Source organism: Mesorhizobium sp. USDA 3734 (assembly GCF_056279665.1).
In genome coordinates, this window is sequence record NZ_JBWCCW010000001.1 from 1,352,583 (window position 1) to 1,378,938 (window position 26,356).

Here is a 26,356-nt window from a genome sequence, read left to right on the forward strand (position 1 = left end):
AGCGGCCAGCTGTCGCCGCCAGGACAAGTCTGTAGACCGGATACCGCCGTAGCATACCAATAAGGAAGTGCTCTTTGACAATCTTCCCCTTCACCGAAGCCACTCCAATCCAGTTTCAAGAGCCGCTGCCGAAGACCTCGGACGTCGTGATCATCGGCGGCGGCGTCATTGGCGTGACCACGGCACTGTTCCTGGCGCGACGCAACATCTCGGTGACGCTGCTGGAAAAGGGACGCATCGCCGCCGAGCAATCCTCGCGCAACTGGGGCTGGATCCGGCAGCAGGGCCGCGATGCCGATGAACTGCCGATCGTGATTGAAGCGCAGCGCCTCTGGCGGCAACTGGCCGAGGAGTGCGGCGAGGACATAGGGCTGAAGCAGACGGGCGTTACCTATCTTGCGCGGACGGACAAGGAGATGGCCGGTTTCGCGAAATTCCTGAAGATCGCCCAGACTCATGGCGTCGACACACGTCTCCTCGACCAAGGTGAGGTGGCAAGCCTGATCCCGGCCATGTCGCGACCGTTCAAAGGCGCCATGACCACCCCATCGGACATGCGCGCCGAGCCTTGGGTCGCCGTGCCCGCGATCGCTCGCCTGGCCGTCCGGCAGGGCGTCACGATCATCGAGAATTGCGCGGCACGTATGCTCGACATCTCGGCGGGCCGGATCAGCGGCGTCTGGACCGAGCGGGGCCACATCGCCACCTCGAGCGTCCTCGTCGCCAGCGGCGCGTGGACGTCGCTCTTCCTGCGCGCGCACGGCATCTCGATTCCGCAACTCAGCGTCAGGGCGACCGTCGCCGCGACAGCGCCTATGGCGGAAATCCACGCCGGTGCCGCCACGGACGAACACATCGCTTTCCGACGCAGGCAGGATGGCGGGTACACGCTGGCAGCGGGGGGCAGTCACCTGCTCTATGTCGGGCCGGACGCAGTTCGCCACGCAGCGAAATATTTCCCGGCCCTGAAGGCGAATCCCCTCGGCACGCGCTACCTGCCGGTGGCGCCGCGCGGGTACCCCGATGGCTGGTCGACCCCGCGCAGATGGGACGCGGATACAGAAAGTCCGTTCGAACGGATGCGCGTCCTCAATCCCGCTCCCGAGGCCTCGGCACTTCGTTCCATCGACAGCGGGTTCAGAGGGCTTTTCCCGCAATTCAAGACCGTGCCGATCAGGGCGAGCTGGGCAGGCATAATCGATGCGATGCCGGATGTCGTGCCTGTCGTCGATCGCGCCGCTGCGATCCCGGGTCTCGTTATCGCGACCGGGATGAGTGGCCACGGCTTCGGCATAGGACCCGGCATGGGCCGCATCCTGTCCGATCTGATCCAGGGCAACGAGACCGGGCACAATCTCCACAGGTTCCGTCAGTCCCGTTTCAGCGATGGCAGCCCGATCCGATTGGGGCCATCGCTGTAAGCGTTCCAGCCGCCCGCCGGCCCGTCGGCATGCACCGTTGGCGGGAGCGAGACGAGGTTTGCCGCATTCACTGCCTTCTTTCCCGGGCGCGCGCCGGCGCGCGCCCCTAAACTCGGTCCATTCGAAACGGTCCTCGAGGTTGCGAAATGGATGATCGTGCGCGCTCGTTCATCGAGAAGGCGCCCCTGCTGTTCATTGCGTCGCGCAACGCAGCCGGGGCAATGGATGTGTCCCCCCGGGGAGGACAGCCGTCCGTCGCAAGGCTGCGTGATGATGGCTGCCTGCTGCTGCCCGATTATGTGGGCAATCGCAGGCTCGACACGATCGGCAATGTGCTGGGCAATCCCGACGTGTCTCTCATCCTGCTCAACAGGCGCGCGGAAGACTATCTGCGGATCGGCGCCCGGGCCGAGATATGGCGGTCGCAGGCCGACATCGCGATGTTTCCGGCGGATGAAAACCGGCCGTTGAGCGTCATGGTGCTCACCCCGCGGTCGATGGAATTCGTCGCCACCGCGGCTTTCGCCAGAGGCGGCCTATGGGTAGACGCCGACGCCAGAAAGCCGCCGCTCGACCTGATGGATATCTATGTCAAGGACACGCGGTGGCAGGCCGATGGCGGGCACAAGCCTGTCGCGTGGGATGTCGCGGGCGAACGCAATATCGCGGACGCCGGCCTGCGGGAGATCTACGGAACGCCGAGCATTCCCGTGCAAACGAAGGTCTACAGGGCTGCGGGGCCGGGTGCCATGGCCTATCTCGACGAAGCGCGCTTTATCGTCTTCGCGCGCGAGGGCGAAGACGGTGGCATCGCGCTCGATCTTGTCGGTGGCACGACGCTGCGCCAGGATCCGGTCGCGAACGGGCAGTCCTTTCTGCTCTTTCTGCCGCACGGCCAGGCCAAACACTGGATGCTTCCGCGATCGGGAAAATGCGCGCTGCTGGCCGTGGAACCCGGCCGATGCGAGAACATGCGGATGAATGGCGCCTACCGCAGCCGTCAGCCGGCCGCCGGAGACGCGCGCCAGCTCACCATCATGCCCGAGGAGATTTACTTTCATTGCTCCGCGGCGTTCGCGCGATCGCGCATATGGAGCGATGCGCGTCCGTTCGCCTGGAGCGGCCGGCGCGGCTTTTCCTGTGTCGAGCGGCGACAGGAGAGCCCCGACGTCATGTCCTTCGTCCTGGCGCCGCGCGACAACGCGCCGCTCGGCGCGGTCGCGCCCGGACAGTATGTGACTGTGTCGCTGCCGAAGGATATGCGCCAGCCGCCACGGTCTCGATGCTACTCGGTTTCCCGCATCCCGCACGAACGATCGCTACGCATATCGGTGCGCCGTATCGGGGGAGGGGGCGTGTCGGATTTGCTGCACGAGTCGGTCGAGGTTGGAGACGAGATCCTGCTCGGCGCTCCGGCCGGCGGCTTCGTGCTCGACAGTGCGCCGCCGCGTCCGGTGGTGCTGATCAGCGCCGGCGTCGGTATCACGCCGCTCCTGCCGATGCTGGAAGCATTGGCGCGCGAGCCAGCCGGCCGCGATGTCTGGTTCATCCACGCGGCTCGTGATGCCAGACATCACCTGTTCAAGGACGAGGCGTTGCGCATAGCGGGGCAATCCGCGGCAACGATCCGGCTCTTCAACGCATACTCCCGGCCCCAGCATGGCGATGCATACGACCATCGCGGCCGCCTGGATGCCAGCATGATCGCATCGCTGGTGCGGGTCTCAGATGCCGATTTTTACATCTGCGGTCCCGACGGTTTCATGTCGTCGCTCCGGCAAGACCTGATTGCCCTAGGTGCGACCGCCGAAAGCGTCAGGACCGAGGCGTTTGAACCGCGCGCTGGGGGCCTTGCGGGCGCGCTGTCCAGCGCCATGGCAGGTCGCGCGGCATGCACGGTGACGTTCGCGCGCTCCGGCAAGAGCGCGACATGGAAACCCGAAAGCGGCTCGCTGCTCGACCTTGCCCTGGCGAACGAAATCGACATTCAATATTCTTGCCGCAACGGCGAATGCCAGTCCTGCGTGCAGCGCCTCATCGATGGAGACACCGACTATCCGGCGGGGGACGAGCCGTTCCTGGCAAGCGGGCAGGTGCTGCTCTGCCAGGCCATTCCGCGCGGGAATCTGGTCATCGACTGCTGAACGTCGGACGAACACGAAAGTCGCTGGGCGGGGCTCCGACGATCTTGCGGAATATCGCGGCGAACGCGCTGGGGCTGTCATACCCGGCTTCCCAGGCGACGGTCTGGATCGGCCGGCCCTGCTGAAGCCAGGGTATCGATGCCAGGACCCGGCACAGCTGCCGCCATGCGGCAAAGCTCATTCCCGTCTGCTCGCGAAACAGGCGCTCAAGCGTGCGCCTGCTCGCGCCGGTCTTGCACGCCCATTCGGCAAGCGTCCGGCGATCGGCGGGATGGGTGATCAGAGCACGGCAAACCGCAAGCAGGCGCTTGTCGGATGGCATCGGCAGGGTCGGCGGGCTCGGCCTTGCCACGGCGAGTTCGCTCAAGGCGAGGGCGACGAGATGCCGGTAGGTCGTCGGGTCGCCTTGTCCGCAGGAAAGGCCGACCAGGCGCACCAGAAGCTCGGCCATGAAAGGCGAGACACCGACGATGGTCATGTGTCGATTGAAGGCCTTGGCCAGATCCGGCCTGACATAGAGCGAGCGAAAGACCGGCGCGACGGCGCCGGAGACCCTGTGGTCGAGACCGCCGGGCAACCATGCCGCCTGGCCTGGCACCAACCGGCAGCGGTTGGCCGAGGTTTCCAGATCCATTGAGCCGGCGGCCGCATAGACCAACTGTGCCCGGTCATGCCTGTGCATTTGTCCGGAAATACGCGTCGCATGCCGCACTTCTTGCGCCACGATCGGGTCGGTGGACGCCTGAAGCTCGTCGAAATCGCCTTCCGGAAAGCGAATGGCGGCATCAGGGCTCGCCGCATCGCCTCCGAGAGGCAAGTCGACGGGATGGCTCCTATTCCAGGGCATCCGCCTTGTCCGCAAGCGTGGCGGCCGCTTTGAAACCCGATTCTTGTATCGCCGCCGCCATGATCCGGGCGGTTTCGGGCCTGCGTTCCAGGCAGCGCGAAACAGGCCCGGCCACGACAATGGAAAGGCATTTCGCGTCCAGGGCGATCGGGAAGGAAACGCCCGCCAGGTCGGGGATGTATTCGGAATTGCTCTGATGGTAGCCACGCTCGGCGGCCGCGCGCAATTCCGTCTCGATGTGCTCGATGCCCATAGGGGTGGTGTTCGAATATTTCTCGAAGACAAGCTTGCGGTAGAGCAGTTCCCGCTCCTTCGGCCTCATCTGCGCCAGGATAGCCCGTCCGGCCGAGCTGGCGTGAATCGGAACCCGTGTTCCAACCTCTGCGAAGTAGCGGATCGGCTGGCGTGATTCCTTTACATAGAGGAAGATCGCGGACACGCCGGATGCGCATCCGACGGCCGTCGTCTCCCCGGTGCGTGCCGAAATATCGTCTACCAGTTCAAGCAGGGCGCTCGGAAGCGGATCCCTTTCGCCGATAAGCTGCACGACCGTTTGCCACCGTGGGCTCGGGAAGTAGCCACCGCGCAGACGGGGTTCGTAGAAATAGCCCATGTCCACCAGCGTTCCGACGATGTTGAACGTGCTGGAACGAGGCCAGTTGAGTGCGTCCGCGATCTCGGCGAGCGTGGCGGGCTCGCCGCGCTTGGCGAAAAACTCCAGAAGCTCAACGACATTCGCGGCTTGTCTGACATGCATGCAGCGCCGATCCTTCCGCCGAGGCCCGGCCCGCCATTACGGCCGCCGCGCGCGCTCAACGAAGACGTCTATAATTCAGGTATGTGAACACCGCAATCGCTTATGTGCATTTCATGGAATACAGGTCGTCGACTGGAAGGCAATCGCAACTGGTTACAAGTCGTAAATTTGCCGATCGCGGAGTTCCTTGGGGAGTGAGGCACGGGTCGGAGTTGACATTATTCCTGGCTGTGATTTAGAAATTCACAAACAGGAATTATGTGGAGAGCTGCCTTGATCGCTGATGATGTCCCTGGTCGCAACGGGACGGAGCCGCTGGGGCAGCTTGTCCGTTACGAGAAGCTGTTCATCGGCGGTGCCTGGATCTCTCCCGAAGACGGCGGACTTATCGAGAGCATCGATCCCGCGACCGGCAGGCCCTGGGCCGTCGTCGCCTATGGCGGCAAGAAGGACATCGATCGGGCGGTGGGGGCGGCCCGCGCGGCCTTCGAGGGGCCGTGGGGCAGGATGCCGGCCCATGAGCGCGCGGCGCTGATGCGGCGTTTTGCTGACCTCTACCAGAGGCATGCGGCGGAGCTTGCGGTCGTCGAGTCCCGCGACAATGGTCGGGCGCTGCGCGAGTCGCGGGTCGATGTCGGCGGTCACCACAACTACTATCACTGGTTCGCGTCCCTGTGCGACAAGCAGGGCGGCCGCACGATCCCGCTCGACGACAGCGTCCACGCCTTCACGTCGCGGGTTCCGGTCGGTGTCGTCGGCGCGATTACGCCGTGGAACGTGCCGCTGATGGCGGCCTGCTGGAAGCTCGGACCGGCGCTGGCGGCGGGCTGCACCATCGTGCTCAAGCCCGCCGAGCTGACTCCGGTGAGCTCGCTGGAACTGGCGCGGCTGTTCGAGGCGGCGGGTTTTCCTGCCGGTGTGGTCAATGTCGTGCCGGGCTACGGTCGCGATGGAGCGGGTGACCATCTGGTCACCCATCCCGGCGTGGACAAGATAACGTTCACCGGCGAGGGCGCCACCGCGCGCGAGATCCTGAAGCGTGGATCGGATACGCTCAAGCGCTTCACCTTCGAACTCGGCGGCAAGGCGCCGCACATCCTGTTCGCCGACGCGGACCTGGAGCAGGCGCTGAATGCGGCGACAGGCTCGGCCTGGGCGCTGTGCGGCCAGAGCTGCGCGCTCGGCTCCCGCATTCTGGTCGAGCGGCCCGTCTACGAGAAGGTGGCGCAGGAATTCGCCCGCCGCGCCGAAAAGGTCCGCGTCGGCAGGCCACTCGACGAGGCGACGCATATGGGGCCGCAGGCTAGCCAGGAGCAACTCGACAAGACGCTCTCCTATATCGGCATTGGCCGCGAGGAAGGCGCCCGTCTGATTGCCGGAGGCAACAGGATCGAGCGCAACGGGCTAGAGGGCGGCTATTTCGTTGAGCCCACGGTCTTTGCCGATGTGGGCAACGACATGCGCGTCGCCCGCGAGGAGATTTTTGGTCCGGTTGCGGCGCTCATTCCGTTCGAGGGCGAGGAGGAGGCGATCGCTCTCGCCAATGACACCAGCTATGGCCTGACGGCGGGCCTGTGGACCCGGGATGTGGGCCGGGCGCATCGGGCGGCGGCACGGATCCGGGCCGGCGTCGTCTGGGTGAACACCTATCGCTATCTGCGCTGGAGCATCCCCTATGGTGGATTCAAGGCGAGCGGATGGGGGCGCGAGAACGGCCTGGAAGCGCTCGATCCCTATCTGGACACGCGCGCGACCGTTGTCAGCACGACGGGCATGTTCCCCGACGCCTACGCACAGTGACGTCTTGAAGAAAGTTGGAGAAATACAAGCATGCGTCTGGCCAACAAGCTCGCCGTCATCACCGCAGCCGCCTCGGGCATGGGGCGCGCCGGGGTCGAACTGTTCCTGCGCGAGGGGGCTACAATCTGTGCAATCGACATCAACGCCGACGCCCTTTCCACACTGAAGGCCGATCTCGATCCGTCGGGTAAGCGCATCCACACCGTACAAGCCGATCTCGCGGAGCCCGAGGGCGCGCGCGATAGCATCAATCAGGCTGCCGAAGCGCTCGGCGGCGTTGACATCCTCTGGGCCCACGCCGGCATCCCCGGCCCCGGCGGGATCGAGGCGCTCGACATCACCGCTTATCAGCGGGCGCTTGCGCTCAACGTCCAGTCGGCCACGCTCGCTGCCGGCGAAGTCATCAAGCATATGCGCAAGCGCCGCGGCGGATCGATCGTCTTTACCGCATCGGTCTCCGGTCTCGTCGGCTCGATGTTCAGTCCGGTCTATTCGAGTTGCAAGTTCGCCGTGGTGGGCTTGACGAAATCGTTGGCGCAGACGTTCGCCCCCGATGGAGTACGCGTGAATGTAGTATGTCCGGGACTGGCCGATACGCCGATGAAGATGGGCTTCACCGGCCGCAGTGGCGATGCCGGGGAAGCAGACGCGAACGAGCGAAAGATGATGGCGCTGGTACCGATGGGGCGGCTCTGCAAGCCGGAAGAGGCTGCTCACGCGGTGCTCTGGCTCGCGTCCGACGATGCTTCCTTCGTCACCGGCGTGGCCTTGGCTGTGGACGGAGGTTTTACCTGCCGATGAGGTCGATCAAGCGCCCTTGAACGTTCACCAACGCTCGATCTTTCGAGGAAAGCCCTGGACATCCGGGGCCCATCTGCTTCCATCCAAAGCGTCCATGCCGATGCCAGCCCCGGCGCCTCAAATCTAATCCAGGGAGTCTAATGTTAACCCATTCGTTTATGTCGGTCAGTTCACGCCCAGGTCGACGGTCCCCTTGCGAATAATCACGTTGCCGTAGAACAAGGTTTCGCCAGTGGCTATGACGGCGAATGCCTGCTTGGCGCGCTCGTAAAATGCGAAACGCTCAATCCGGGCAAGCTTTGTCGGCTGGCCGGGCAAGGCATCGAGCACCGCCTGTATTGCGATATGTGCCGGTACGATCTTTTCAGGATCGCCTATGACTTCCATGCCCATCACCGGATCTGGCTCGGAATCGTCCACTGGCATCACCGACAGCACCGCCTTCAACATGCGCGGCAAGTCGCTCGCTTCCATGCGGACAAGACGCTTCGACACCGTTTGTGCGGGGAAGCTCCCATCGGCGATAACAATTTCGTCGCCATGGCCCATGGCACGCAATGCGTGGAGAATGTCAGCATTCAGGATAGGGTCGATGCCAATCAGCATTGTGAAGGATCCTTCAGCTCAGATCATGGAGATCGGTGGTGATGGCCGGACCGATCGAGAATTCCGAAAAGCGGACGCTCAGCCCGCTGCGCTCCGGCGTACAGGCCGTCGGGCCGACCGCGTAAGAGGCGGCGGCCGGGAAGGGCGCCAGGCGTAACAGCGGCCAGAATTTACCGTCCCGCGAGGCTTGAATGCGCATGGCGCCCCTGGCAAGCGTCAGCCGGATGTGGAAGTCCTCCAGTTCCTTGAAGGGCTGCGAGACCGACCAGTCGGATTTTCCATCGGTGATGACGGTGCTGAGGAAGAGTTCGCCATCGGTGAACTCCACGCCGGTCTTGACCCAGCGTCTCTCGTCGATACGGACCATGAGGCCTGCCTGATCGTACAGGGTGCGAAATTCGCCCTGGATGCGAATCCTGGCGGTGAAGTCATCGGTCGCCGGAAAGCCAAGGAAATGACCGCTGTCCCGGGTGAAATCGTAATGGGTTTCTCGCCAGAAATCGGTCTTGGCGTCAGTCGTCATGGTGAGGCTGGCATCCTCCGCCAACCAGTTTGCCGGCTGATTGAGCCATGTGCCGTCCTTGAAGTTAATGTTCATTCCGTTTCCTCTGGTGAGAATGATGGTCATGGCCCCGCGGCCTACCGCAGACGATACGCATCGCTCGCGTTGAGATAGAAAAATCGGCCGGCCAGTTCGGGATTGGCATCGCCCAGCCGGCCTGCGATGTCTCTCACGTCCTTGTAGCCAGCCGCCAATGTGCAAACCGGCCAATCAGAGCCAAACATTATGCGCTCCGGCCCGAAAGCATCCAATGCCAGCCGCATGTATGGATCGAAATCTTCAGCCCGCCATGATCCCCATTCCGCTTCGGTAACGAGGCCGGAAATCTTGCACCAGACATTTCCATGCGCGGCGAGCCTTTTCAGGCGGGACTGCCAGGGGAGCTTGACCCCGGACGCGATCGGGGGCTTGGCCATATGATCGAGCACGAACCGCCCGCTTGGAAATTCTCGCACCAGGTCGATTGCGGCAGGCAACTCCCGGGTGCGCACGAGCAGATCGAAGGTCAATCCCGCCTCGAAAACGGCCGAGACGCCGGCACGGACCGCAGGCCGTCGCAGCCAATCCGCATCGGGCTCGTCGTGAACGTTGTGGCGGATGCCGATGAGCCGGTCCCCGCCGGGAAGAGCACGCAGCTTCTCGATATGGCGCAAGCAGTCGTTCGACTGAAGATCAATCCAGCCGACAACGCCGGCAACGAAGGTATGCTCTTGCGCTATCGCGAGAAAGTCGCGGGTCTCCTCCCCATCATGACGGCATTGCACCAAGATGGTAGAATCGACGCCGGCTTCCGCCATGAGCGGCAACAAGTCGTCGGGACCGAAGTCACGCCGTAGCGGGCGCATGGCGTCGCCCGCCATCCATGGGTAGCTGCCTGTTTCCAGATTCCAGAAATGCTGGTGAGCGTCGATCACGCGCGGTCGCATGCGGTTCAGGCGGTGGGGGCTTGAGATGAGATCAGGCCCGCAGATCGTAGGTCGTCCCACATGGCCGCTGGGATGGGCTGCCGGAAAAGCTTGTCGTTTTCGATGATCTCCTCCCGGCTTCTGGCTCCGGTCAGGACGCTTGCGACCGCTGGGTGCAGCGTCGGAAACTGAATGGCGGCAGCCTTCAGCGGCACGCCATGGCGCAGGCAGACCCTTTCGAGTTGCAGGGCGCGGTCGATCAGCGCCTTGTCGGCCTCCTGGTAGTCGAATTTGGCGCCGGTTCCCGGATTTGCGAGAAGGCCGCTGTTATAGACGCCGCCAATGATGATGGAGATCTGCTTTTCCACGCAAAGCGGAAGGAGCTCGTCGAGCGCACCTTGTTCGAGAAGCGTGTAGCGGCCGGCAAGCAGGAAGCAGTCAAAGATGCCGTCGCGCGCGAACTCCACCAGCATTTCGCTCTGGTTCATGCCGGCACCGACGGCGCCGATCTGCCCTTCGGAGCGCAGTTCATCCAATGCCTTGTAGGCGCCGTCCATTGCCTGCGCAAAATGCGCATCCGGATCGTGGATATGCAGCACATCGATGCGGTCGAGACCGAGACGCTGCAGGCTTTCTTCGACCGATGTCATGACCCCGTCATAACTGAAATCGAAGACCGGCCGCTCAGGGGGCGTTCCCTTGTAGTACGCATCCTCGTCCTCGGGCTCTTGGGGAAGCCGCAGCAGCCTGCCCACCTTGGTGCACAGAACATAGCTGTCGCGCGGTTTGGTTTTCAGGAAGGCGCCCAGGCGTTGTTCGGCCATGCCGTTACCGTATTGTGGCGCCGTGTCGAACAATCGTATGCCGAGATTCCAGGCAGCTTCCATCGTCTCAAAAGCGGCAGCGTCGCTGGTCGCGGAGTACAGCCCGCCGATCGCCGTCGTCCCCAGGCCCAGGGCTGTGGCCTTCAGCGAGGTGCGGCCTAGAGGCCTCCGTACAGATGTTTCTCGCATGAAAGATTCGCCCCAAAAACGCGCCTCAAATCCGTTGGACAGCTAATTCCCACTCTCTTTCTTGTGTGTCAATAAATTTCTTTGAAGAAAATTATCTTGCAAATAGGCAATTTTCTTGTCATCTTGTGCATGCCGATTTCAGGAAGTTAGAAGCATCCATGAGCGCTAAGCATGCAAACGGCGTCGCCTTTAGCGATGGCAAGTTCGTCCCAGTCGGCGATGCCAAGATATCCGTTCTCGATTGGGGTTTTACCCGTTCGGATGTCACATACGACGTCGTGCATGTGCGGGACGGAAGTTTCTTTCGTATGGACGATCACCTTGCGCGGTTCGAGCGATCGATGCTGGGCGTCCGGCTGACTCCACCTCATTCGATGGCAGAGATTGCTTCGATAGCAGAGCGATGTGTTGCCCTTTCTGGGCTGCGGGATGCCTATGTAGCGATGGTCTGCACCCGTGGGAGCCCGCGCGTTTTCGGCTCCAGGCGGCCGCAGGACTGCGACAACAAGCTTATCGTTTATGCCATTCCATGGATCGACGTCATCCCGCTCGATGTGCAGGCCCGCGGAGCCCATCTCCATATCGCTTCGGTGCCACGCATCCCCCCAGCCTCCATCGACCCGACCGTCAAGAACTACCATTGGGGCGATCTGACACGCGGCCTCTTCGAGGCCCATGATGCGGGAGCCGACACCGCCGTCCTGCTGGATTGCGACGGCTATGTCACCGAAGGGCCGGGGTTCAACGTCTTCATCGTGCGCCACGGCGAAGTGCTCACCCCCGATCGCGGCGCACTGGAGGGAATCACGCGCCGCTCTGTGCTCGAACTTTGCGAAATGCTCGCCATTCCGGCGCGGATTGCGCCGTTGCGGAAGCAGGATCTGCTGTCGGCGGATGAGATGTTCTGCACAACGACGGCGGGCGGCGTCATGCCCGTATCGCGCGTCGACGATCACATCATGAGCGGCGGCAAACCAGGAAAAATAAGCACGCGGCTCAAGTCATTCTATTGGGAACAGCACAAGGCAGGTTGGCACCAGACACCAGTTAACTACTCCGCATAAACTCAACGAAGGGGAATCAAAATGAAAAGACGTGAATTTCTGTCTCTGACCACCACTATGGCAGCCGGCGCATTGGCGTCTTCCGCGTTCAAGCCGGCCAGGGCGGCCGGCAAGGAGCTGCGCATCCTGACCTGGGAGGGATATGCCGACGATCAGTGGGTCAAGGCCTTCGAGCAAAAGACCGGATCGACCGTAAGCATCAGCTATACGGGCAGCGTTGATGAAATCTTCGCCAAGATGACAGCGTCGGGTGGCGCGGATTTTGACGTCATCGCCATCGAGACGTCATCCTACAAGCGGCTGACGCAGGAGAAGCTTCTCCAGCCTGTCGATCTCGCCAAAGTCCCGCAGTCGAGCAATCTTTTGCCGGCTTTCCGTTCCGTGTCGGCGATTATTTTCGATGGCAAGCCATACGCGGTTCCCTTCGCCTGGGGTTCCATTCCGCTGATTTACAGCACCGACACGTTCAAAACAGCGCCTGATAGCTGGAGCATTCTTTGGGACAAGAAATACAAGGGTCGTATCATCGTGATGGATGATGCCAACAACGCGATCGTCACCACGGCGCTCTTGCTTGGCATCAAGGATCCCTTCAACCTCTCCGTCGACCAGTTCTCACAGGTCAAGGCCAAGCTTCTGGAGCAGAAAGCCAATGTCGCGAGCTACTATGCCGGCTTCGACGACGGCGTCAGTATTTTCGCTCAAGGAGGCATCGATCTAATGATGTCGATGGGTGAGCCTCAGGCGCCGATGTTGCGCAGCCGTGGCGCCAATGTCGGGCTGACAATCCCGAAGGAAGGTGCGATCGGCTGGATCGATTGTTGGGCGATCAGCGCCAAGGCCCGCGATACCGAACTCGCTCACGCGTGGGTCGACGCCATGCTTGAAAAGGCGGTTGGAACCTACATCAGCGAAAAGACCGGTTACGGCAACACCACCAACGGCGACGCCAATGACAAGATCGGCTTGACCTATTCCGACAGGCTTGTCTTCCTCCAGGCGCCCGAAGATTTCGGCCGTCGCATCGAATTGTGGAACGAGATCAAGGCAACTCCGGTTCAACAATGACTGCTGCACTCTCCGAAGAAGAGGTCGTCAGACCAAACGTCATCCAGCTGGTTGGCGTGACCAAGTCCTATAGGAACCTCAACGTTCTGAAACCGGTCGATCTCGACATCAAGGATGGTGAGTTCCTCACCATCCTTGGACCATCCGGATCGGGAAAGACGACAATCTTGCGGATGATCGGCGGCTTCACGCCGCCGACGTCCGGCCGCATCTTGCTGCGCGGCGCCGATATCTCCCAGGTGCCGATCTTCAGGCGGCCGTTCAACACGGTGTTCCAGGACTACGCGCTTTTCCCTCACATGACGGTGGCAAAGAACGTGGCCTACGGGTTGCGGATCAGGCGCAGACCGGCTGAGGAGATCAAGACAAAGGTCTCTGCCGTCCTTGACACCGTCAACCTGACTGACAAGGCCGAGCGCTATCCCAGCGAATTGAGCGGTGGCCAGCGCCAGCGCGTGGCCCTGGCGAGAGCCATCGTGTGCGAGCCGCAGGTCATCCTGCTGGACGAGCCGCTGGCAGCGCTGGACGCCGAGTTGCGGCGTTCGATGCAGGAGTTTCTGAAGGACCTGCAGCGGCGCATCCGCACGACATTCGTGTTCATCACACATGACCAGGAAGAGGCGATCTCCATGTCGGATCGCATCGCCGTCATGGATCACGGCAATCTGGTTCAGGTCGGCACCCCTCAAGAAATCTACTACAAGCCGCGGAGCGAATTCGTGGCGAAGTTCTTTGGCGAGAACAATCTGCTGCCCGCGCGGCTCGATACCGACGGTCCTACGAGCGTTGTCCAAAGCCCGCTTGGGAGGCATCCCATCCCCGCATTGGCGAACAGTGGCGCCGACCTCTTGCTCGCCATAAGACCAGAAAGTTTCGCAATCCACGACGGCAACGAATTGCGCGGCGATCAGCGTGTTTCCAAGGCGCGTCTGGAGAACGTCACCTTCCTCGGTGCTACAACCCAATTGTCGCTTGCCATGGCGGGGGCAGAACACAGGATCAAGGTCAGGGTGCCGACAGACCAGTCAGGGAAGAATCTGAGTTCGGGCGACGATGTGCTGCTTCGATGGTCTGAGGCAGATGTCAGCTTTCTGCCGAGAGGATGATGCGATGACCGTGTCTACCGCCGACATCGCGCACGCCAACAATGGCGGCCCGTTATATTGGCGCCCGTCGTTCGGGAGACTTGCTGCCAGGATACTGGTCTATGGTGTCCCGACAATCCTCATTCTAGTGCCGCTTTTGTCGTTTCTGACTTACAGCTTTCTCGAGATGAAGGACAACCAGGTCACAGGGCAACTGACGCTGTCAAACTATGCGGCGTTTTTCCAAAGCGGCAGCTATCTCTATGTCTTCTTCGGGACGGTAAAGCTTGCCTTTGTCGTTGCGGCGGTAGCGCTCATTCTGGGATATATCATCTCCTATCTGATATGGCGGCTGGAAGGCTCAGTACGCTATCTTTTGCTGCTGCTCAGTGCACTGCCGCTGGTCATGAATTATGTAGTCAAGATCTATGCAATGCGCAGCATTCTCGGCTTCAATGGCTTCCTGAATTCCCTCCTGCTCACGGCTGGCATCATCGATGCACCGAGCAAACTGTTCATCTTCAACCAGACCGCCGTGATGCTAACGATGGCGGTGATCTATCTGCCATTCGGAATCCTTCCGATCTTTCTGGCACTGGAGCGCATACCGCAATCGCTTCTGAGTGCAGCGGCCGATCTCGGCGCCAAGCCTGGCCAGATATTCCTCAGTGTTGTCCTACCCCTCAGTCTGCCCGGGTCGATCGCCGGCGCGCTGTTCGTGATGGTGATCGCGCTCGGCGACTACCTCACTCCACAGATGGTAGGCGGAAGCGAGGGCTTCACTTTCGGACGCGCCATATGGAGCCAGTTCGGGATGGCCTTCAACTGGCCTTTCGGCGCTGCATTGGCTGTTGTGCTTCTCGTTACCGTAATCACGCTGATTAGCGTCGCGTCTCTCATCTTGCGAAATGCGAGGGTGAAATGACCAGACTGGAACGTCTAACCGTCGCGTGTCTCTGGGTTATCGCCGGCCTCACTTTCGCGGTACTCTACGCGCCAGCGCTGATCGTAATCCTGTTTTCATTTTTCGCCATGAAGAACCATCAGATCGACTGGTCGAACTTCAGTCTGGAATGGTACGGGCGGCTGGCCGACAATTCGCAGCTATTGGCGGCCCTTTACAATTCGATCGTCGTCGGAATCTGCGCTGTGGTCAGCGCGACGATCATATCGTTGGCGCTGGCGTACTACATGAAAACCGGGGTGCGACGTGGCCGCGCCTATGTCGAGTTCATCATCTTTCTGCCGTTCGTGCTGCCGGCCATCATCACCGGAATCTCGCTGCTGGTCGCATTTCGGGAAATCGGACTGGAGCGGAGCCTGATCACGGTCACTATCGGCCATATCGTGCTGATCCTGGCGGTGGTCTATCGCATGATCACAATCAGGCTCGACACACTTGAGAATTCGCAGATAGAAGCGTCTCTCGATCTCGGCGCAAACGGTCTCGAAACCTTCCTCTATGTTGTTCTCCCCCAGTTACGATCGGCGCTGTTGACCAGCTCGCTGCTTGCTTTTGCGCTGTCGTTCGACGAAACATTGGTTACGTTCTTTCTCGTCGGCGGGGAAACGACGCTGCCCATGCGGCTCTGGGCAATGATGCGAACCGGCTTCACCCCTGAAATAAATGCGCTCGTTTCGATCGTGCTGTGCGTGACATTGTTGTTCGCAGCGTTGGGTGCGATGTCACTTCGTGAGAGTATTGGACGCAAGCCATAGGTTGGCGAAGATTGTGGTCTAGGCAATTGGAATCGACGGCAAGATATGAATAAAAAAACCAAAGATCTTGGAAAATTGCTGAAGGAGCGGCGCGCCTATCATGGATGGACGCTTGCCGAAGTCAGCTCCATGACTGGCATTGCCACTTCGACATTGTCGAAGGTCGAGAATGGTCACATCTCACCGAATTTCGACACCATATTGAAGCTGTCGCACGGCCTTGGCGTCGAGATCGGCGACCTGCTGAATTCGGCGCCCAGCGAGCCCACGCCACCGCTTGTGGTTGCCCGGCGCAGCATCAGCCGCAATTTCGAAGGCCAGAGGCTCGAGCGCCAGCATTACAGCTACAGCTATCTGTCCGCCGACGTGGCGCACAAGCGCATCATCCCGATCTATATCGAGGTGCAGGCGATGACCCCTGAGGAGATGGGGCCGTTGACCGCGCATGTGGGTGAGGAATTCATGCTCGTCCTGAGTGGCAAGGTGCGCCTGTACAGCGAGTATTATGAGCCGATGGATCTGGAGCAGGGGGATAGCGTCTATCTCGATAGCACCATGAAACATGGCTACATGTCGCTGCAGGAGCCAACCAGTTCCATTCTCGTTTGCTGTTCGAGCGCCACGCCGAATCTGGCGCAGACGTTGCGGGAGATCATCAAGGACCAGATCATTCAGGAATCGCAGTCCGGCCCCAAAGCTGACTGAGCGGCGCTGCCTGCGTGTCCCGGTGCTAATCGAGCAGATAAGGCATATGCGACACAACGCTGATTTTGCGAAACGCCCGCAAGCGCTCAATGGCCTTGTCGCTCGACCGCTGCAGATGTTCGCGCAGCGCGCCCTGCGCCGAAGCCGGGTTGCCAGCAGTGATGGCGTCCATGATTTCCAGATGCTCGTCCATGAACGCATCGATAGGCAATTTGCCCCTCACTGCCCTCTGGATATGCTTGCCCGCGACGAGGATGCCACGCGTGCGGATAAGGGTTTCCAGTATGTCGGAATTGGAGCTGTACTGCAGCAGATTCACGTGCAGGTCCTCCTCGAGCCCATCCAGTTCGGCCGGCTCCACCAGTGGAAATCTTGCCGAGGCCTGCGTCAGGCGATCGCGCATTTCGGAAAGCGCGTCGCTAGGAATGTGGGCCATGGCGGTACGCAAGGCCGCCGGTTCGAGCAACAGCCGTATTTCATACAGATTCTGGAATCGGCGCTCGTCGAGCGGATTTATCCACCAGCGGGATTTCTCGTCGCTTGTCACGATGCCGTTCTTCGCCGCATGGTTCAATATGTCGCCGGCAACAGTCCTGCCGACCTTGTAGTGGCGCGCCAGAGCCAGTTCGTTGATGCGGCAGCCCCCAAATACGGCGCGCAGGACGACCGTTTCCTCGAAGTCATAATAGAAGGTTTGCCAGGCGAAGGCCTTGGCATTCTTCGGCACTTCAAGATCGAGCATCTCGCCCGTTATCTTCAGCCGCAGCGGCGGCCCGCCTTTTCCAGCCAGCACGCCACGGCCCTCGAATCGACGCACCAGCCCTTCCGCCTCCAGTGTAGCAAGCGCCTGCTTGACCGGCGACCGGCTCGAACCAAAGAGGGCGGCAATCGGTCCCTCGAGCAAGACAGTGCCTTCCGGAACAGATCCGCCAAGGACAGCCCTTCTGAGGTTGTCGGCGATGGATTCATAGGCGAGCGGGCGATACCCCATGCGATCCCTTCCGAAAAGTCAGGTTACCGCCCCTATTTGCCAAGGGACGAATTCGGAGTCACCATAATTGTAACCTTCGCTCAGCGTGCGTTCGCCCGAAGCGATGGCGACAATCTTTTCGAAAATGCGCTCGCCTGCCTTGGCGATGCTGTCGCTTCCATCGATGATGCCGCCGCAATTGATGTCCATGTCCTCGCTCATATGCTCGAACATGGCATTGTTCGTGGCAACCTTGATGCAGGGCGCCGGCTTGAACCCGGAAACAGAACCGCGACCCGTCGTGAATACGATCAGGTTGCAACCGCCCGCGACCTGTCCGGTGACAGCGACCGGGTCGTAGCCGGGAGTGTCCATGAAGACGAAACCGGGTTCCCGGATCGGTTCGGCATATTCATAGACTTCTCGCAGCGGCATCGATCCGCCCTTGGCGACCGCACCCAGGGATTTCTCGAGGATTGTCGTGAGGCCGCCCTCCTTGTTGCCGTGCGAGGGGTTGTTGTTGAGCTCCGCGCCGTTCTTTGCGGTGTAGTCGCGCCACCATTCAATTCGCGCCATCAGCTTGCGCGCGATCTCCGGTGTCGCCGCGCGGCGCGTCAGCAAGTGTTCGGCGCCGTAGATTTCGGGCGTTTCGCTGAGCACCGCGGTGCCGCCATGCTTGACCAGAAGGTCGGCGGCATAGCCGAGCGCGGGATTGGCGGTGATGCCGGAGTAACCGTCGGATCCGCCGCACTGAAGCGCCAGCTTGATGCCGGAAAGCGAAACGGTCGTCCTTTGCTCGGCATTGATGGCCGGCAGTATCTCGCGAATAATGCCAATCGCCTCTTCGATCGTCTTGCGCGTGCCGCCAAGCTGCTGGATCGTCATGGTCCGCAGCATTGGCCCTTCCTCCAGGTCGAAGGCCTTGACGAGATGGCTGATCTGGTTCGTCTCGCAGCCGAGCCCGATCATCAGGATGGCGGCGAAATTCGGGTTCCTCGCGTAGCCACTCAACGTTCGGCGCAGATACTGATATCCCTCGGTGTTCGTGGGGATAGCACATCCCGTACCGTGAGTGAGCGCTACGACGCCGTCGACATTGGTGAATTCACCGAAGCCGTTTGTCTTGAAATGATCGGCGACTGCGCGAGCCACCGTGGCCGAGCAATTCACCGAGGTGATGATGCCGATATAATTCCTGGTGCCGATCAGTCCCGATGTGCGCTGGTACCCCTCAAAGGTCCTGCGTTCATTTTGGGGCAGCAGAGGCGTCGGTCCGCCGTCAACGGCGAATTCATGCGAAACGGCGCTGTCGAGCATTGCCAGGTTGTGCAGGTGGACGTGGCTACCGGGAAGGATGTTGGTACTCGCACGGCCGATGATCTGTCCGTATTTGGACACCGGTTCGCCTTCGCCGATCGCTCGCAAGGCAATCTTATGACCGCTGGGAATCTCTGCTTGAGCGATAACCTCGCCGAGGTCTTCGGCTATTTCAATCCGCCTCGTGGCGACCGCGACATTGTCCGCGTCGTGCAGTCGGATGATGGCCGGAGCCGATCGACGAACTGGCATTGTCATCTCCATTAATGAGTATTGCATGCAAAAATCATTCATGTTAGGTAGGTGAAAGTCAAGAGAAGACTTTGAATCACGAAGGTTCTTGGGGGATTTTCCGAAAATGGCTAAGGACGAACCGTATTCGGGCCTGTTTCCGGTGGCGCCGACACCCTTTACCGAAACCGGAGAGATCGATATTGCAGGCCAGCGCCGCGTGCTGGATTGCATGATCGATCAGAAGGCCGACGGCATCTGCATTCTGGCCAATTATTCAGAGCAGTTCCTGCTTTCAGACGACGAGAGGGGGCAACTCACCGATCTATGCCTGGAGCACGTGGCGGGTCGCGTTCCGGTGATGGTCACCTGCAGCCATTTCAGCACCGAGATCGCCAGTGCGCGCGCTCGCCACGCGGCTGATCGCGGTGCCAAGCTGATCATGTTGATGCCTCCCTATCATGGCGCCGGCATTAAGCTCGACGAAGCGTCGATTCAGGAGCATTTCGCCAGGGTTGCGGACGCAGCGCGGTTGCCGATCATGGTCCAGGACGCTCCATTGAGCGGCGTTTCTCTCTCTGTCGAATTCCTCGTGCGCCTGGCGCAGTCCCTCCCTCTGGTCCGTTATTTCAAGATCGAGGTGCCGGGTACGGCCGCCAAGCTGCGCGACCTGATCGAAAAGGGTGGCGACACGATCGAGGGTCCATTCGATGGCGAAGAAGCGATCACCTTGATGGCTGATCTCGACGCTGGCGCAACCGGCGTCATGTCGAGCGCATTGCTTCCTGATCTCATTCGTCCGGTCATCCAGCATCATTGCGCTGGCCGGCGACAAGAGGCGATGAAGGCTTACGAGCGCATCCTACCTCTGATCAATTACGAAAACCGGCAATGCGGATTGCGGGCGACGAAGACGGTGATGGCCGAAGGCAAGGTTATCAAGTCCGACCATGTCAGGCATCCGCTGAAGGCCCTGCATCCAGCGACGCGCGATGGCTTGCTGGAACTTGCCCGTAGTATCGATCCTTTGGCCCTGCATTGGGGCAAGTGAGACTTGGCGGTATCGCTCAACCACATGATGCCGTCACGGACAATGCATCACGGTAAAACCGCATGCCGAACGGAGCTCGACCGGTCTGTGGCGAAGCAAAGTTGCTCTGCCCGTAGAAGGGACTTGCCTTAGATGCTGTCAGGTCTTGAGCGCAAAAATGGCGAAATTACCGGTAGGACACGCCTTCTTGGAATCCTGGCGCATCCAACCGAACATGTCAAAGCGCCCCCTGAGATCAACCGCATTGCCCGGCTGAGGGGCGCAGACGCTGTCATGGTGCCTCTGAATGTGGCGCCGGCCGATCTGGAGAGCTTTGTCGGCGGACTGCGCGTCCTGAAAAGTTTCGACGGAGCGATCGTCACCGTCCCGCACAAGCAGGCAATCATCCGCCTCTGCGACGAGGTCAGCCCGCAGGCTCGCGCTGTCGGCGCTGCCAATGTGCTGCGCCGCGACCATGATGGCCGGATAATTGCCGACCAGCTCGACGGTATCGGCTTCGTCGACGGGCTGCGGCACGCTGGCATCGAGGTAGAAGGCCGCTCAGTCTACATCGCAGGCGCGGGCGGAGCGGCGAATGCTATTGCCTTTGCACTTGCCGCAGCAGGCGTGCGGCGTCTAACCCTTGCCAACCGAACGCAGGACAAGATCGAGGCACTTCGCGAAAAGCTGATCGCAACCTACGATCAGATTGACGTCCGACTGGGTTCTGGGAATCCCACTGGCCACGACCTTATCGTGAACGGAACGACGCTGGGCATGAATGCATCCGATCCGCTTCCGCTCGACACGCTCCTGCTGACTGCGGACATGGTGGTCGCCGAAGTCATTATGGAGCCCGAGATAACGCCGCTCCTCGATGCCGCACGCACAATCGGGTGCAGGATCCATCTCGGCCGACACATGCTCGAGCACCAGCTTCAACTCATGGCCAACTTCCTCGGCCTTTAGGCATTCATCAATTCGCCAGCAAACAAATGTTCCAGAACCCGAAGAGAGACATCCTAATGCAAGACCTGGCCATCAATGGCGGTCCTCGCGCTATAGAGGGGACCCTTCCGAGCTTTCGCGATGCATCGGGGCGCACGCTCGGCGACGAAGAGATGAAAGAGTTGTCGGACGTCCTCAAGTCTGGCAGCCTTTCCTTTCTCGTTGGCCCGAAAACGGGTGAGTTCGAAAGGCAATTTGCGGCGAGATATGGCGTCAGCCACGCGGTAGCCGTCAGCAGCGGGACTGCAGCACTTCACACGGCAGTCATCTACCTCAACCCCGAGCCCGGCGATGAGATCATACTCTCTCCCATTACAGACGTTGGCACGGTCATCCCGATCATTTCCCAACTCGCCATCCCGGTTTTTGCTGATGTCGATCCACACACCCACAACATCGACCCGGCGTCCATCGAGCGGAACATCAGCCCGCGCACCCGCGCGATCATCGTCACGCATGTTTATGGTCATCCAGCGGACATGGACGCCATCATGGCGATCGCGAAAAAACACAACCTCTTCGTCATCGAGGATTGCGCGCAGGCCCATCTTGCCTTGTACAAGGGAAAGCTGTGCGGCACCTTGGGCAATCTCGGCTGTTTCAGTTTCCAGCAGTCGAAACACATGACCACCGGCGACGGTGGCATGGTGATAAGCAATGAAGACGAGCGTTTCGGACGAGGGCTCAGACATTGCAGCGACAAAGGTTGGCCGCGAGAAAGGGGAGGGCGCGACCATTTGTTCCTCGCGCCGAACTACCACATGACGGAGTTGCAGGCGGCCGTGGGCCTGGCCCAGCTGAAGAAGCTGGACCAGTTTGTTAAGGCACGGGTAGACGCAGCCGACCGGCTCACCACGTTGCTTTCGAGTGCCGATGTCATCCCGATCCTTCCGTTGCAGGGGACGACAGGCGTCTATTTCTTCTACTCATTTCGCCTGGATCCCCAAAGACTGTCACGGCCGATCCCGGAAGTCATGAAAGCCCTGACGGCCGAGGGCATCGACGGATTCATCGGCTATCCCGGTCAGATCCCCCTCTATCGCTATCCCTTGATCAGGGAACACAAAACGTTCGGCAATTCCGGCCTGCCGTTCACGCTCGCTGGCGTTCGCAAGGACGACTTCGAAACCGAACTTTGTCCGGCGGCTGAGCGTGCCTGCCGAGAAACTGTCTGTATGTGGTGGACCGACAGAATGGAGGACCATCATCTCAGGCAGATCGCCAATGCGATCCAAAAGGTCACGACGGCATATCGCACCTAGCTTAGGAATACTCATGTCGCAAATGATGTGCCGATGCTGCGGTCAGGCCCGACAGGCAAGCTTCTTCGACCGTGCGCCAGCGGAGGACCTCACCGCATGGCCTCTGCTATCCGCAACAAGGCTGAATACATGATCTCCGGATCGCTTGGTGCAACGGCGTTTCGGGTAAGCACTTCGGCGTTAGCGACAATCTCGTGGGCCGCACGCAATGCCGACCGCCCAGCCGGCGTAAGTTCGGTAGTTCTGACCCTACCATTTACAGGGTGGGCCATTCGCTTAATGAGGCCGGCCCGTTCGAGTATCGCTATGATGGACTGCATCGTCTGAGGCGTTACGAAGGCCCGCCGCGCCAGCTCCGCACTTGACAAGCCCGCGCTGAACTCGAGTCCCGCAAGTACCGAGTATTGTGGGGTCGTCAATCCGATGTTTCTAAGTTCATTGTCGAGATGGCCCCGCAGCGCCTGTTGCGCCCGCTTCAGCGCATATCCGAGCGAGCGGTAGGTGTCATCTATCGGCGGGACTATCAGGCTGGACATATCAGGGCCCTTACATTATATCAGGGCCCTGATGGTACTGCGTCACGTGTACAAAGGAAAGATAGCTCATGCCCCGACTAATTGGACCGGATTTCATCGGAATCCAGACGAAGGATCTGGACGCAGCACGGACCTTCTATCGGGATATTGTCGGGCTTACGCCATCGGCAAAAGCCCCTCCGGGCGCGGTTGTTTTCGAAACGCACCCCATCCCATTCGCCGTACGCACGCCGATCGAGGACTTTGACGACACCGACAAGCTGGGGGTTGGCATCGCGATCTGGTTTGGCTGCGACGACGCTGACGAATTGCACGCTCATCTATGCGAGCGCGACGTGCCTATAGCTTTCCCGCCGAAGGACGGTCCGTTCGGACGCTATTTCGCCTTCGTCGATCCATTTGGCTATACGATAACTGCGCATACCGTCCCAACGAAGTAACTGAAACCGCGTCCGCATATAACGATTTTACCCTAACGGTCGTGGCAAAAAGGCGATCCGGAAGGCCCCACTACTGTTCCGCGTTCCCGCCAATCAGATACGAGTGATCGGTTGAGCCGACCGACCGCTCCTTGGCGGGAAGCGGTACCTTTGGGACTTAGGCGCACGACATGCCTACAGGCAGTTGGCGTCGACCGAGGCAGACGTGCAAAACATGGCCTCGCCGGAAATGCGGCCCACCGAAGGCGCCACAAGCAGGACATGTCATTCCATCGGCCGTTTCTTGTCCGAACGGGCGACAAAATAGAGCACCGTGATCGCGGCAAACACCAGAATGTTGATGATCGACGAAAGCGCGTAGAGTTCGGGCTTGACGCCGTAGCGCAGTGCGCCCCAGGCGACCGATGGCATGGTGGGGGTTGCGCCGAGCAAATAGAACGAGATGTCCAGGCCATTGAGCGACAGCACGAAGGCTACGATCAGGCTGCCCAATATGCCCGACCAAGTCAGTGGTAGCATCACCTCGTAGAAGGCGCGTGCCGGCGAAGCGCCACAGACCACAGCTGCCTCGTTCATGCGCCAATCATAGCGGTAGAGCAGGGCGGCCATGATCAGGAAACAGAACGAGAAGCAATGCACCGAATTGGCGATTATGGCGGTGACCATGTTGCCCTGCAGTTCGAAGACCAGATAGTAGAGCGACATGGACGAGATGCCGAGCAGTATCTCGGATACGAACAAAGGGCCCGCAAAGAAGGCCGCGTAGAGGAGGGCTTTACGCCCGCCGAACCGCAACACCCCTACCGTTGCCAGGAAGCCCAGGACTGTCGAGAGGATCGATGTACAGGTCGCGATGATCAAGCTGTTCAGGAATGCGTCCTGGTATACAGTATTGGTGTAGAGCCTGATGTAGCTCCCATAGTCGAACTCCGGAGGATAGGGAAAGTTCGGCCGACTCGACAGCGAGGCGAACAGGATGTGGATGATCGGCATGTAGAGGAACGCATAGGCTATCACCAGGATCGCGCCCATCAGCCATTTCGTCAGCCTTTCATTGCTTGCCTGTGCATACATCACTGTCGTCCCATTCCGGTGAAGCCTGTGCGGCGCAGGTCGATTCCGAGGCTGAAGACGCCGAGCACCAGCATCGAAAACAAGAAGAGCACGACACCCATGGCGGCGCCGAGCGCCCATGTGCCGGACTCACCGAACTGCTGCGCGATCGACATGCCGTAAAGAACGCCATTAGGACCGCCGAGAAAGCGAGGCGCCAGCGCGGCCGACAGCGTCGGGATGAAGCAGAGGAGGAACCCTACGATTGTGCCCGACAGATTGAGTGGCCAGACGATCTCTGAAAATATCCGGAAACGGTTAGCACCACAGGCGCTCGCCGCGCTGGCCAGCCGGAAGTCGAAATTCAAGAGCGACAAATACACTGTCGTTACCACCATAGGCAGGTAGAGATAGACCAATGCGATGAAGGTGGCCGAATTCGAATACATGATAAAACGCAGCGGTGCGGCCCCTAGCTTCAAAAGCACCCCGTTGACCAAGCCGGTCGGCCCCAACATGCCTTGCAAGGCGATAAGGCGCAGCACTTCGCCGGAGAGGAACGGCACGGCAAGCAACAGCGAAAGGATCAGCTTGTAGCGCCCCCCGTGGCGCACGATGAAGAAGGCGATCGGCCAGGAGACGACGACCGAGAACACTGAAACGAAGATCGCCATGAACAGCGAACGTATGAAGAAAATGAAATAAGCTGGCTCGGTCGCCAGCGTCACATAGTTCATCGCCGTCCATTCCCGGACGATCTTGTAGTTCTCGGTCTGCCATAGGCTCAAAACGACCAGTGCGATCAAGGGCAGGACAAAGAAGATGACCAGGAAGACGGTTGGTATGTGCAGGAACAGGCGCCTGTTAAGCCTATTTTCGGCCTCGGACATCATTCACCTCCCTGCCGGAAACACGTGGCACTGTGAGGGGTTCCACGACAGCGAAAGCTTGGTTCCGAGTGCCAGAGGTTCCTCTCTCTTGGGCTGCACGGCGATAATGCGCTCGTCGGCCTCGGTTTCGAGGATGTATTCCACGAAAGGTCCCCTCAGCACCACGTCGGCGACAATGCAGGGAATGCCGGCACCTCCCGATTTTGACGGCAACAGTTCGAAACGCTCGTTCTTGACGAAGACCTCGACGCGGGCGTTGCCCTTGCGCTCGGCAACCTCTTCATAAGGGAAAGAATAGTTGTAACGCTGCAGATCGACCCTCTTCGAGGCTGCATCGAACGCCCCATCAAAGCGTGTCGACTTGCCAACGAAGCGCGCGACGAAAGGCGTCGGCGGATGGTCGTAGATCAACTGCCGTTCGCCGAGGGCTTCGAGTTTGCCACCGTTGATCACGGCGACGCGATCGCTCATCGACAGCGCTTCCTCCTGATTGTGGGTCACGTAGACGAAAGGGATTCCGAGTTGCTTTTGATAGCGGCGGATTTCCACTTCCATTTCGTTGCGCAATTCACGGTCGAGATTGGCGAGCGGCTCATCGAGCAGCAAGAGAGTGGGATGGGTGACCAATCCACGGCCGAGCGCGACGCGCTGCTGCTGGCCGCCGGAAAGTTGATTGGGGTACCTGTCCATCAGCCCGTTAAGCGACAATATGGACTCGGCCCAGTCCAGGCGCTCGAGGATCATCTTCGGCGGCTGGTTGGTCATCCGCAGCGGGAAGGCCAGATTTTCGCGAACGGTGCGATGCGGAAACAACAGGAATTCCTGAAACACCATCCCGATGCCGCGTTTGTGCGGCGGCAGGTCTGTGACGTCGGCGCCGTCGAAAAAAATGCGTCCCGCGGTGGGCCGGTCAAGTCCCGCTATCAGCCTGAGCAGCGTGCTCTTGCCCGAGCCGCTGGGGCCAAGAATGGCGATGAACTCGTGCTTGTCGATATCGATGCTGAGATCGTGCAGCGCGCGGACCTGGCCATATTGACGCGAAATATTGGCAATCCGGATGTAGGGGGCCTCGGCGCCGTTTTGGCTCTGATTCATGTTGGATCACCTGACATTGAGGGCCGT

The 26,356-nt window shown here is 60.3% G+C and carries 26 protein-coding genes; 14 read left to right on the forward strand and 12 right to left on the reverse strand.

The annotated features are described in order from the left end of the window. The first annotated feature begins 74 nt into the window (after nucleotides 1–74). Together ACZ89F_RS06375 and ACZ89F_RS06380 are read left to right on the forward strand one after the other, a co-directional pair. Complete coding sequence (locus ACZ89F_RS06375; RefSeq protein ID WP_476090904.1) at nucleotides 75–1,421, forward strand: NAD(P)/FAD-dependent oxidoreductase; 1,347 nt, start codon at nucleotides 75–77, stop codon at nucleotides 1,419–1,421. Nucleotides 1,422–1,567: 146 nt separating this feature from the next. Next, nucleotides 1,568–3,565, forward strand: a complete 1,998-nt coding sequence (locus ACZ89F_RS06380) for a 2Fe-2S iron-sulfur cluster-binding protein (RefSeq protein WP_476090905.1) — start codon at nucleotides 1,568–1,570, stop codon at nucleotides 3,563–3,565. Here the strand turns inward: ACZ89F_RS06380 and ACZ89F_RS06385 are convergent. Both ACZ89F_RS06385 and ACZ89F_RS06390 read right to left on the reverse strand, forming a co-directional pair. Beyond that, a complete protein-coding gene (locus ACZ89F_RS06385; protein ID WP_476090906.1) occupies nucleotides 3,552–4,412 on the reverse strand; it encodes an AraC family transcriptional regulator in 861 nt (286 codons plus the stop codon). The two genes, ACZ89F_RS06380 and ACZ89F_RS06385, sit on opposite strands and share 14 nt — an antisense overlap. Next, on the reverse strand, nucleotides 4,399–5,169 hold the full coding sequence (locus tag ACZ89F_RS06390) for an IclR family transcriptional regulator (RefSeq protein WP_476090907.1): 771 nt from the start codon (nucleotides 5,167–5,169) through the stop codon (nucleotides 4,399–4,401). The genes ACZ89F_RS06385 and ACZ89F_RS06390 overlap by 14 nt, the downstream gene beginning before the upstream one ends. A 273-nt stretch (nucleotides 5,170–5,442) precedes the next feature. On the opposite strand from ACZ89F_RS06390, the gene ACZ89F_RS06395 reads away from it, so the two are divergent. Next, entirely contained in the window at nucleotides 5,443–6,969 is a 1,527-nt protein-coding gene (locus tag ACZ89F_RS06395) for an aldehyde dehydrogenase (RefSeq protein ID WP_476090908.1), read from the forward strand. 30 nt (nucleotides 6,970–6,999) lie between these two features. Continuing rightward, on the forward strand, nucleotides 7,000–7,770 hold the full coding sequence (locus ACZ89F_RS06400; protein WP_476090909.1) for an SDR family NAD(P)-dependent oxidoreductase: 771 nt from the start codon (nucleotides 7,000–7,002) through the stop codon (nucleotides 7,768–7,770). Between the two features lie 165 nt (nucleotides 7,771–7,935). Here ACZ89F_RS06400 and ACZ89F_RS06405 read toward each other — a convergent pair whose 3' ends face one another. The 4 genes from ACZ89F_RS06405 to ACZ89F_RS06420 are packed head-to-tail and all read right to left on the reverse strand — an operon-like array spanning nucleotide 7,936 to nucleotide 10,856. Beyond that, on the reverse strand, nucleotides 7,936–8,376 hold the full coding sequence (locus ACZ89F_RS06405; protein ID WP_476090910.1) for an RbsD/FucU family protein: 441 nt from the start codon (nucleotides 8,374–8,376) through the stop codon (nucleotides 7,936–7,938). Nucleotides 8,377–8,389: 13 nt separating this feature from the next. Next, complete coding sequence (locus ACZ89F_RS06410; protein ID WP_476090911.1) at nucleotides 8,390–8,974, reverse strand: DUF1349 domain-containing protein; 585 nt, start codon at nucleotides 8,972–8,974, stop codon at nucleotides 8,390–8,392. Between the two features lie 41 nt (nucleotides 8,975–9,015). Further along, nucleotides 9,016–9,852, reverse strand: a complete 837-nt coding sequence (locus ACZ89F_RS06415; protein ID WP_476090912.1) for an amidohydrolase family protein — start codon at nucleotides 9,850–9,852, stop codon at nucleotides 9,016–9,018. A 17-nt stretch (nucleotides 9,853–9,869) separates the two neighbouring features. Then, a complete protein-coding gene (locus tag ACZ89F_RS06420; RefSeq protein ID WP_476090913.1) occupies nucleotides 9,870–10,856 on the reverse strand; it encodes an aldo/keto reductase in 987 nt (328 codons plus the stop codon). A 158-nt stretch (nucleotides 10,857–11,014) separates the two neighbouring features. On the opposite strand from ACZ89F_RS06420, the gene ACZ89F_RS06425 reads away from it, so the two are divergent. The 6 genes from ACZ89F_RS06425 to ACZ89F_RS06450 are packed head-to-tail and all read left to right on the forward strand — an operon-like array spanning nucleotide 11,015 to nucleotide 16,497. Beyond that, nucleotides 11,015–11,920: an aminotransferase class IV gene (locus tag ACZ89F_RS06425; RefSeq protein WP_476090914.1), complete on the forward strand. Its 906-nt coding sequence runs from the start codon at nucleotides 11,015–11,017 to the stop codon at nucleotides 11,918–11,920. A 21-nt stretch (nucleotides 11,921–11,941) separates the two neighbouring features. Continuing rightward, on the forward strand, nucleotides 11,942–12,988 hold the full coding sequence (locus tag ACZ89F_RS06430) for an ABC transporter substrate-binding protein (protein WP_476090915.1): 1,047 nt from the start codon (nucleotides 11,942–11,944) through the stop codon (nucleotides 12,986–12,988). Further along, complete coding sequence (locus ACZ89F_RS06435) at nucleotides 12,985–14,094, forward strand: ABC transporter ATP-binding protein (RefSeq protein ID WP_476090916.1); 1,110 nt, start codon at nucleotides 12,985–12,987, stop codon at nucleotides 14,092–14,094. The genes ACZ89F_RS06430 and ACZ89F_RS06435 overlap by 4 nt, the downstream gene beginning before the upstream one ends. A 4-nt stretch (nucleotides 14,095–14,098) precedes the next feature. Further along, nucleotides 14,099–14,998: an ABC transporter permease gene (locus ACZ89F_RS06440; RefSeq protein WP_476090917.1), complete on the forward strand. Its 900-nt coding sequence runs from the start codon at nucleotides 14,099–14,101 to the stop codon at nucleotides 14,996–14,998. Further along, nucleotides 14,995–15,792 carry an ABC transporter permease gene (locus ACZ89F_RS06445; protein ID WP_476090918.1) on the forward strand — a complete coding sequence of 266 codons (798 nt, stop codon included), beginning with the start codon at nucleotides 14,995–14,997 and terminating at the stop codon, nucleotides 15,790–15,792. The genes ACZ89F_RS06440 and ACZ89F_RS06445 overlap by 4 nt, the downstream gene beginning before the upstream one ends. A gap of 45 nt (nucleotides 15,793–15,837) precedes the next feature. Continuing rightward, nucleotides 15,838–16,497: a helix-turn-helix domain-containing protein gene (locus tag ACZ89F_RS06450; RefSeq protein WP_476090919.1), complete on the forward strand. Its 660-nt coding sequence runs from the start codon at nucleotides 15,838–15,840 to the stop codon at nucleotides 16,495–16,497. A 25-nt stretch (nucleotides 16,498–16,522) separates the two neighbouring features. Here ACZ89F_RS06450 and ACZ89F_RS06455 read toward each other — a convergent pair whose 3' ends face one another. Both ACZ89F_RS06455 and ACZ89F_RS06460 read right to left on the reverse strand, forming a co-directional pair. Next, nucleotides 16,523–17,488 carry a GntR family transcriptional regulator gene (locus tag ACZ89F_RS06455; RefSeq protein ID WP_476090920.1) on the reverse strand — a complete coding sequence of 322 codons (966 nt, stop codon included), beginning with the start codon at nucleotides 17,486–17,488 and terminating at the stop codon, nucleotides 16,523–16,525. A gap of 18 nt (nucleotides 17,489–17,506) precedes the next feature. Continuing rightward, nucleotides 17,507–19,036 carry a UxaA family hydrolase gene (locus tag ACZ89F_RS06460; RefSeq protein ID WP_476090921.1) on the reverse strand — a complete coding sequence of 510 codons (1,530 nt, stop codon included), beginning with the start codon at nucleotides 19,034–19,036 and terminating at the stop codon, nucleotides 17,507–17,509. 106 nt (nucleotides 19,037–19,142) lie between these two features. Between ACZ89F_RS06460 and ACZ89F_RS06465 the strand changes: the two genes are divergently transcribed. The 3 genes from ACZ89F_RS06465 to ACZ89F_RS06475 all read left to right on the forward strand — a co-directional run bounded on the left by ACZ89F_RS06465 (nucleotide 19,143) and on the right by ACZ89F_RS06475 (nucleotide 22,315). Then, the gene (locus tag ACZ89F_RS06465; RefSeq protein WP_476090922.1) at nucleotides 19,143–20,066 is read left to right on the forward strand and encodes a dihydrodipicolinate synthase family protein; all 924 of its coding nucleotides are present in this window, start codon (nucleotides 19,143–19,145) and stop codon (nucleotides 20,064–20,066) included. Between the two features lie 132 nt (nucleotides 20,067–20,198). Then, nucleotides 20,199–21,014, forward strand: coding sequence for a shikimate dehydrogenase family protein (locus ACZ89F_RS06470; RefSeq protein ID WP_476090923.1), 816 nt, complete (start codon nucleotides 20,199–20,201; stop codon nucleotides 21,012–21,014). A 56-nt stretch (nucleotides 21,015–21,070) separates the two neighbouring features. After that, nucleotides 21,071–22,315 (forward strand): DegT/DnrJ/EryC1/StrS family aminotransferase, encoded by a 1,245-nt coding sequence (locus ACZ89F_RS06475; RefSeq protein WP_476090924.1) that lies wholly within the window; start codon nucleotides 21,071–21,073, stop codon nucleotides 22,313–22,315. A gap of 89 nt (nucleotides 22,316–22,404) precedes the next feature. On the opposite strand, the gene ACZ89F_RS06480 is transcribed toward ACZ89F_RS06475, so the two are convergent. After that, nucleotides 22,405–22,851, reverse strand: a complete 447-nt coding sequence (locus ACZ89F_RS06480; RefSeq protein ID WP_476090925.1) for a MarR family winged helix-turn-helix transcriptional regulator — start codon at nucleotides 22,849–22,851, stop codon at nucleotides 22,405–22,407. Between the two features lie 68 nt (nucleotides 22,852–22,919). On the opposite strand from ACZ89F_RS06480, the gene ACZ89F_RS06485 reads away from it, so the two are divergent. Beyond that, the gene (locus ACZ89F_RS06485) at nucleotides 22,920–23,291 is read left to right on the forward strand and encodes a VOC family protein (RefSeq protein WP_476090926.1); all 372 of its coding nucleotides are present in this window, start codon (nucleotides 22,920–22,922) and stop codon (nucleotides 23,289–23,291) included. A gap of 264 nt (nucleotides 23,292–23,555) precedes the next feature. On the opposite strand, the gene ACZ89F_RS06490 is transcribed toward ACZ89F_RS06485, so the two are convergent. From ACZ89F_RS06490 to ACZ89F_RS06500, 3 genes are read right to left on the reverse strand one after another with little or no spacing between them, the layout of a single operon-like run. Next, nucleotides 23,556–24,365 carry an ABC transporter permease gene (locus ACZ89F_RS06490; RefSeq protein ID WP_245951644.1) on the reverse strand — a complete coding sequence of 270 codons (810 nt, stop codon included), beginning with the start codon at nucleotides 24,363–24,365 and terminating at the stop codon, nucleotides 23,556–23,558. Next, nucleotides 24,365–25,234, reverse strand: coding sequence for an ABC transporter permease (locus tag ACZ89F_RS06495; protein WP_476090927.1), 870 nt, complete (start codon nucleotides 25,232–25,234; stop codon nucleotides 24,365–24,367). The genes ACZ89F_RS06490 and ACZ89F_RS06495 overlap by 1 nt, the downstream gene beginning before the upstream one ends. A 3-nt stretch (nucleotides 25,235–25,237) precedes the next feature. Further along, nucleotides 25,238–26,329 carry an ABC transporter ATP-binding protein gene (locus ACZ89F_RS06500; protein WP_476090928.1) on the reverse strand — a complete coding sequence of 364 codons (1,092 nt, stop codon included), beginning with the start codon at nucleotides 26,327–26,329 and terminating at the stop codon, nucleotides 25,238–25,240. Between the last annotated feature and the right edge of the window lie 27 nt (nucleotides 26,330–26,356).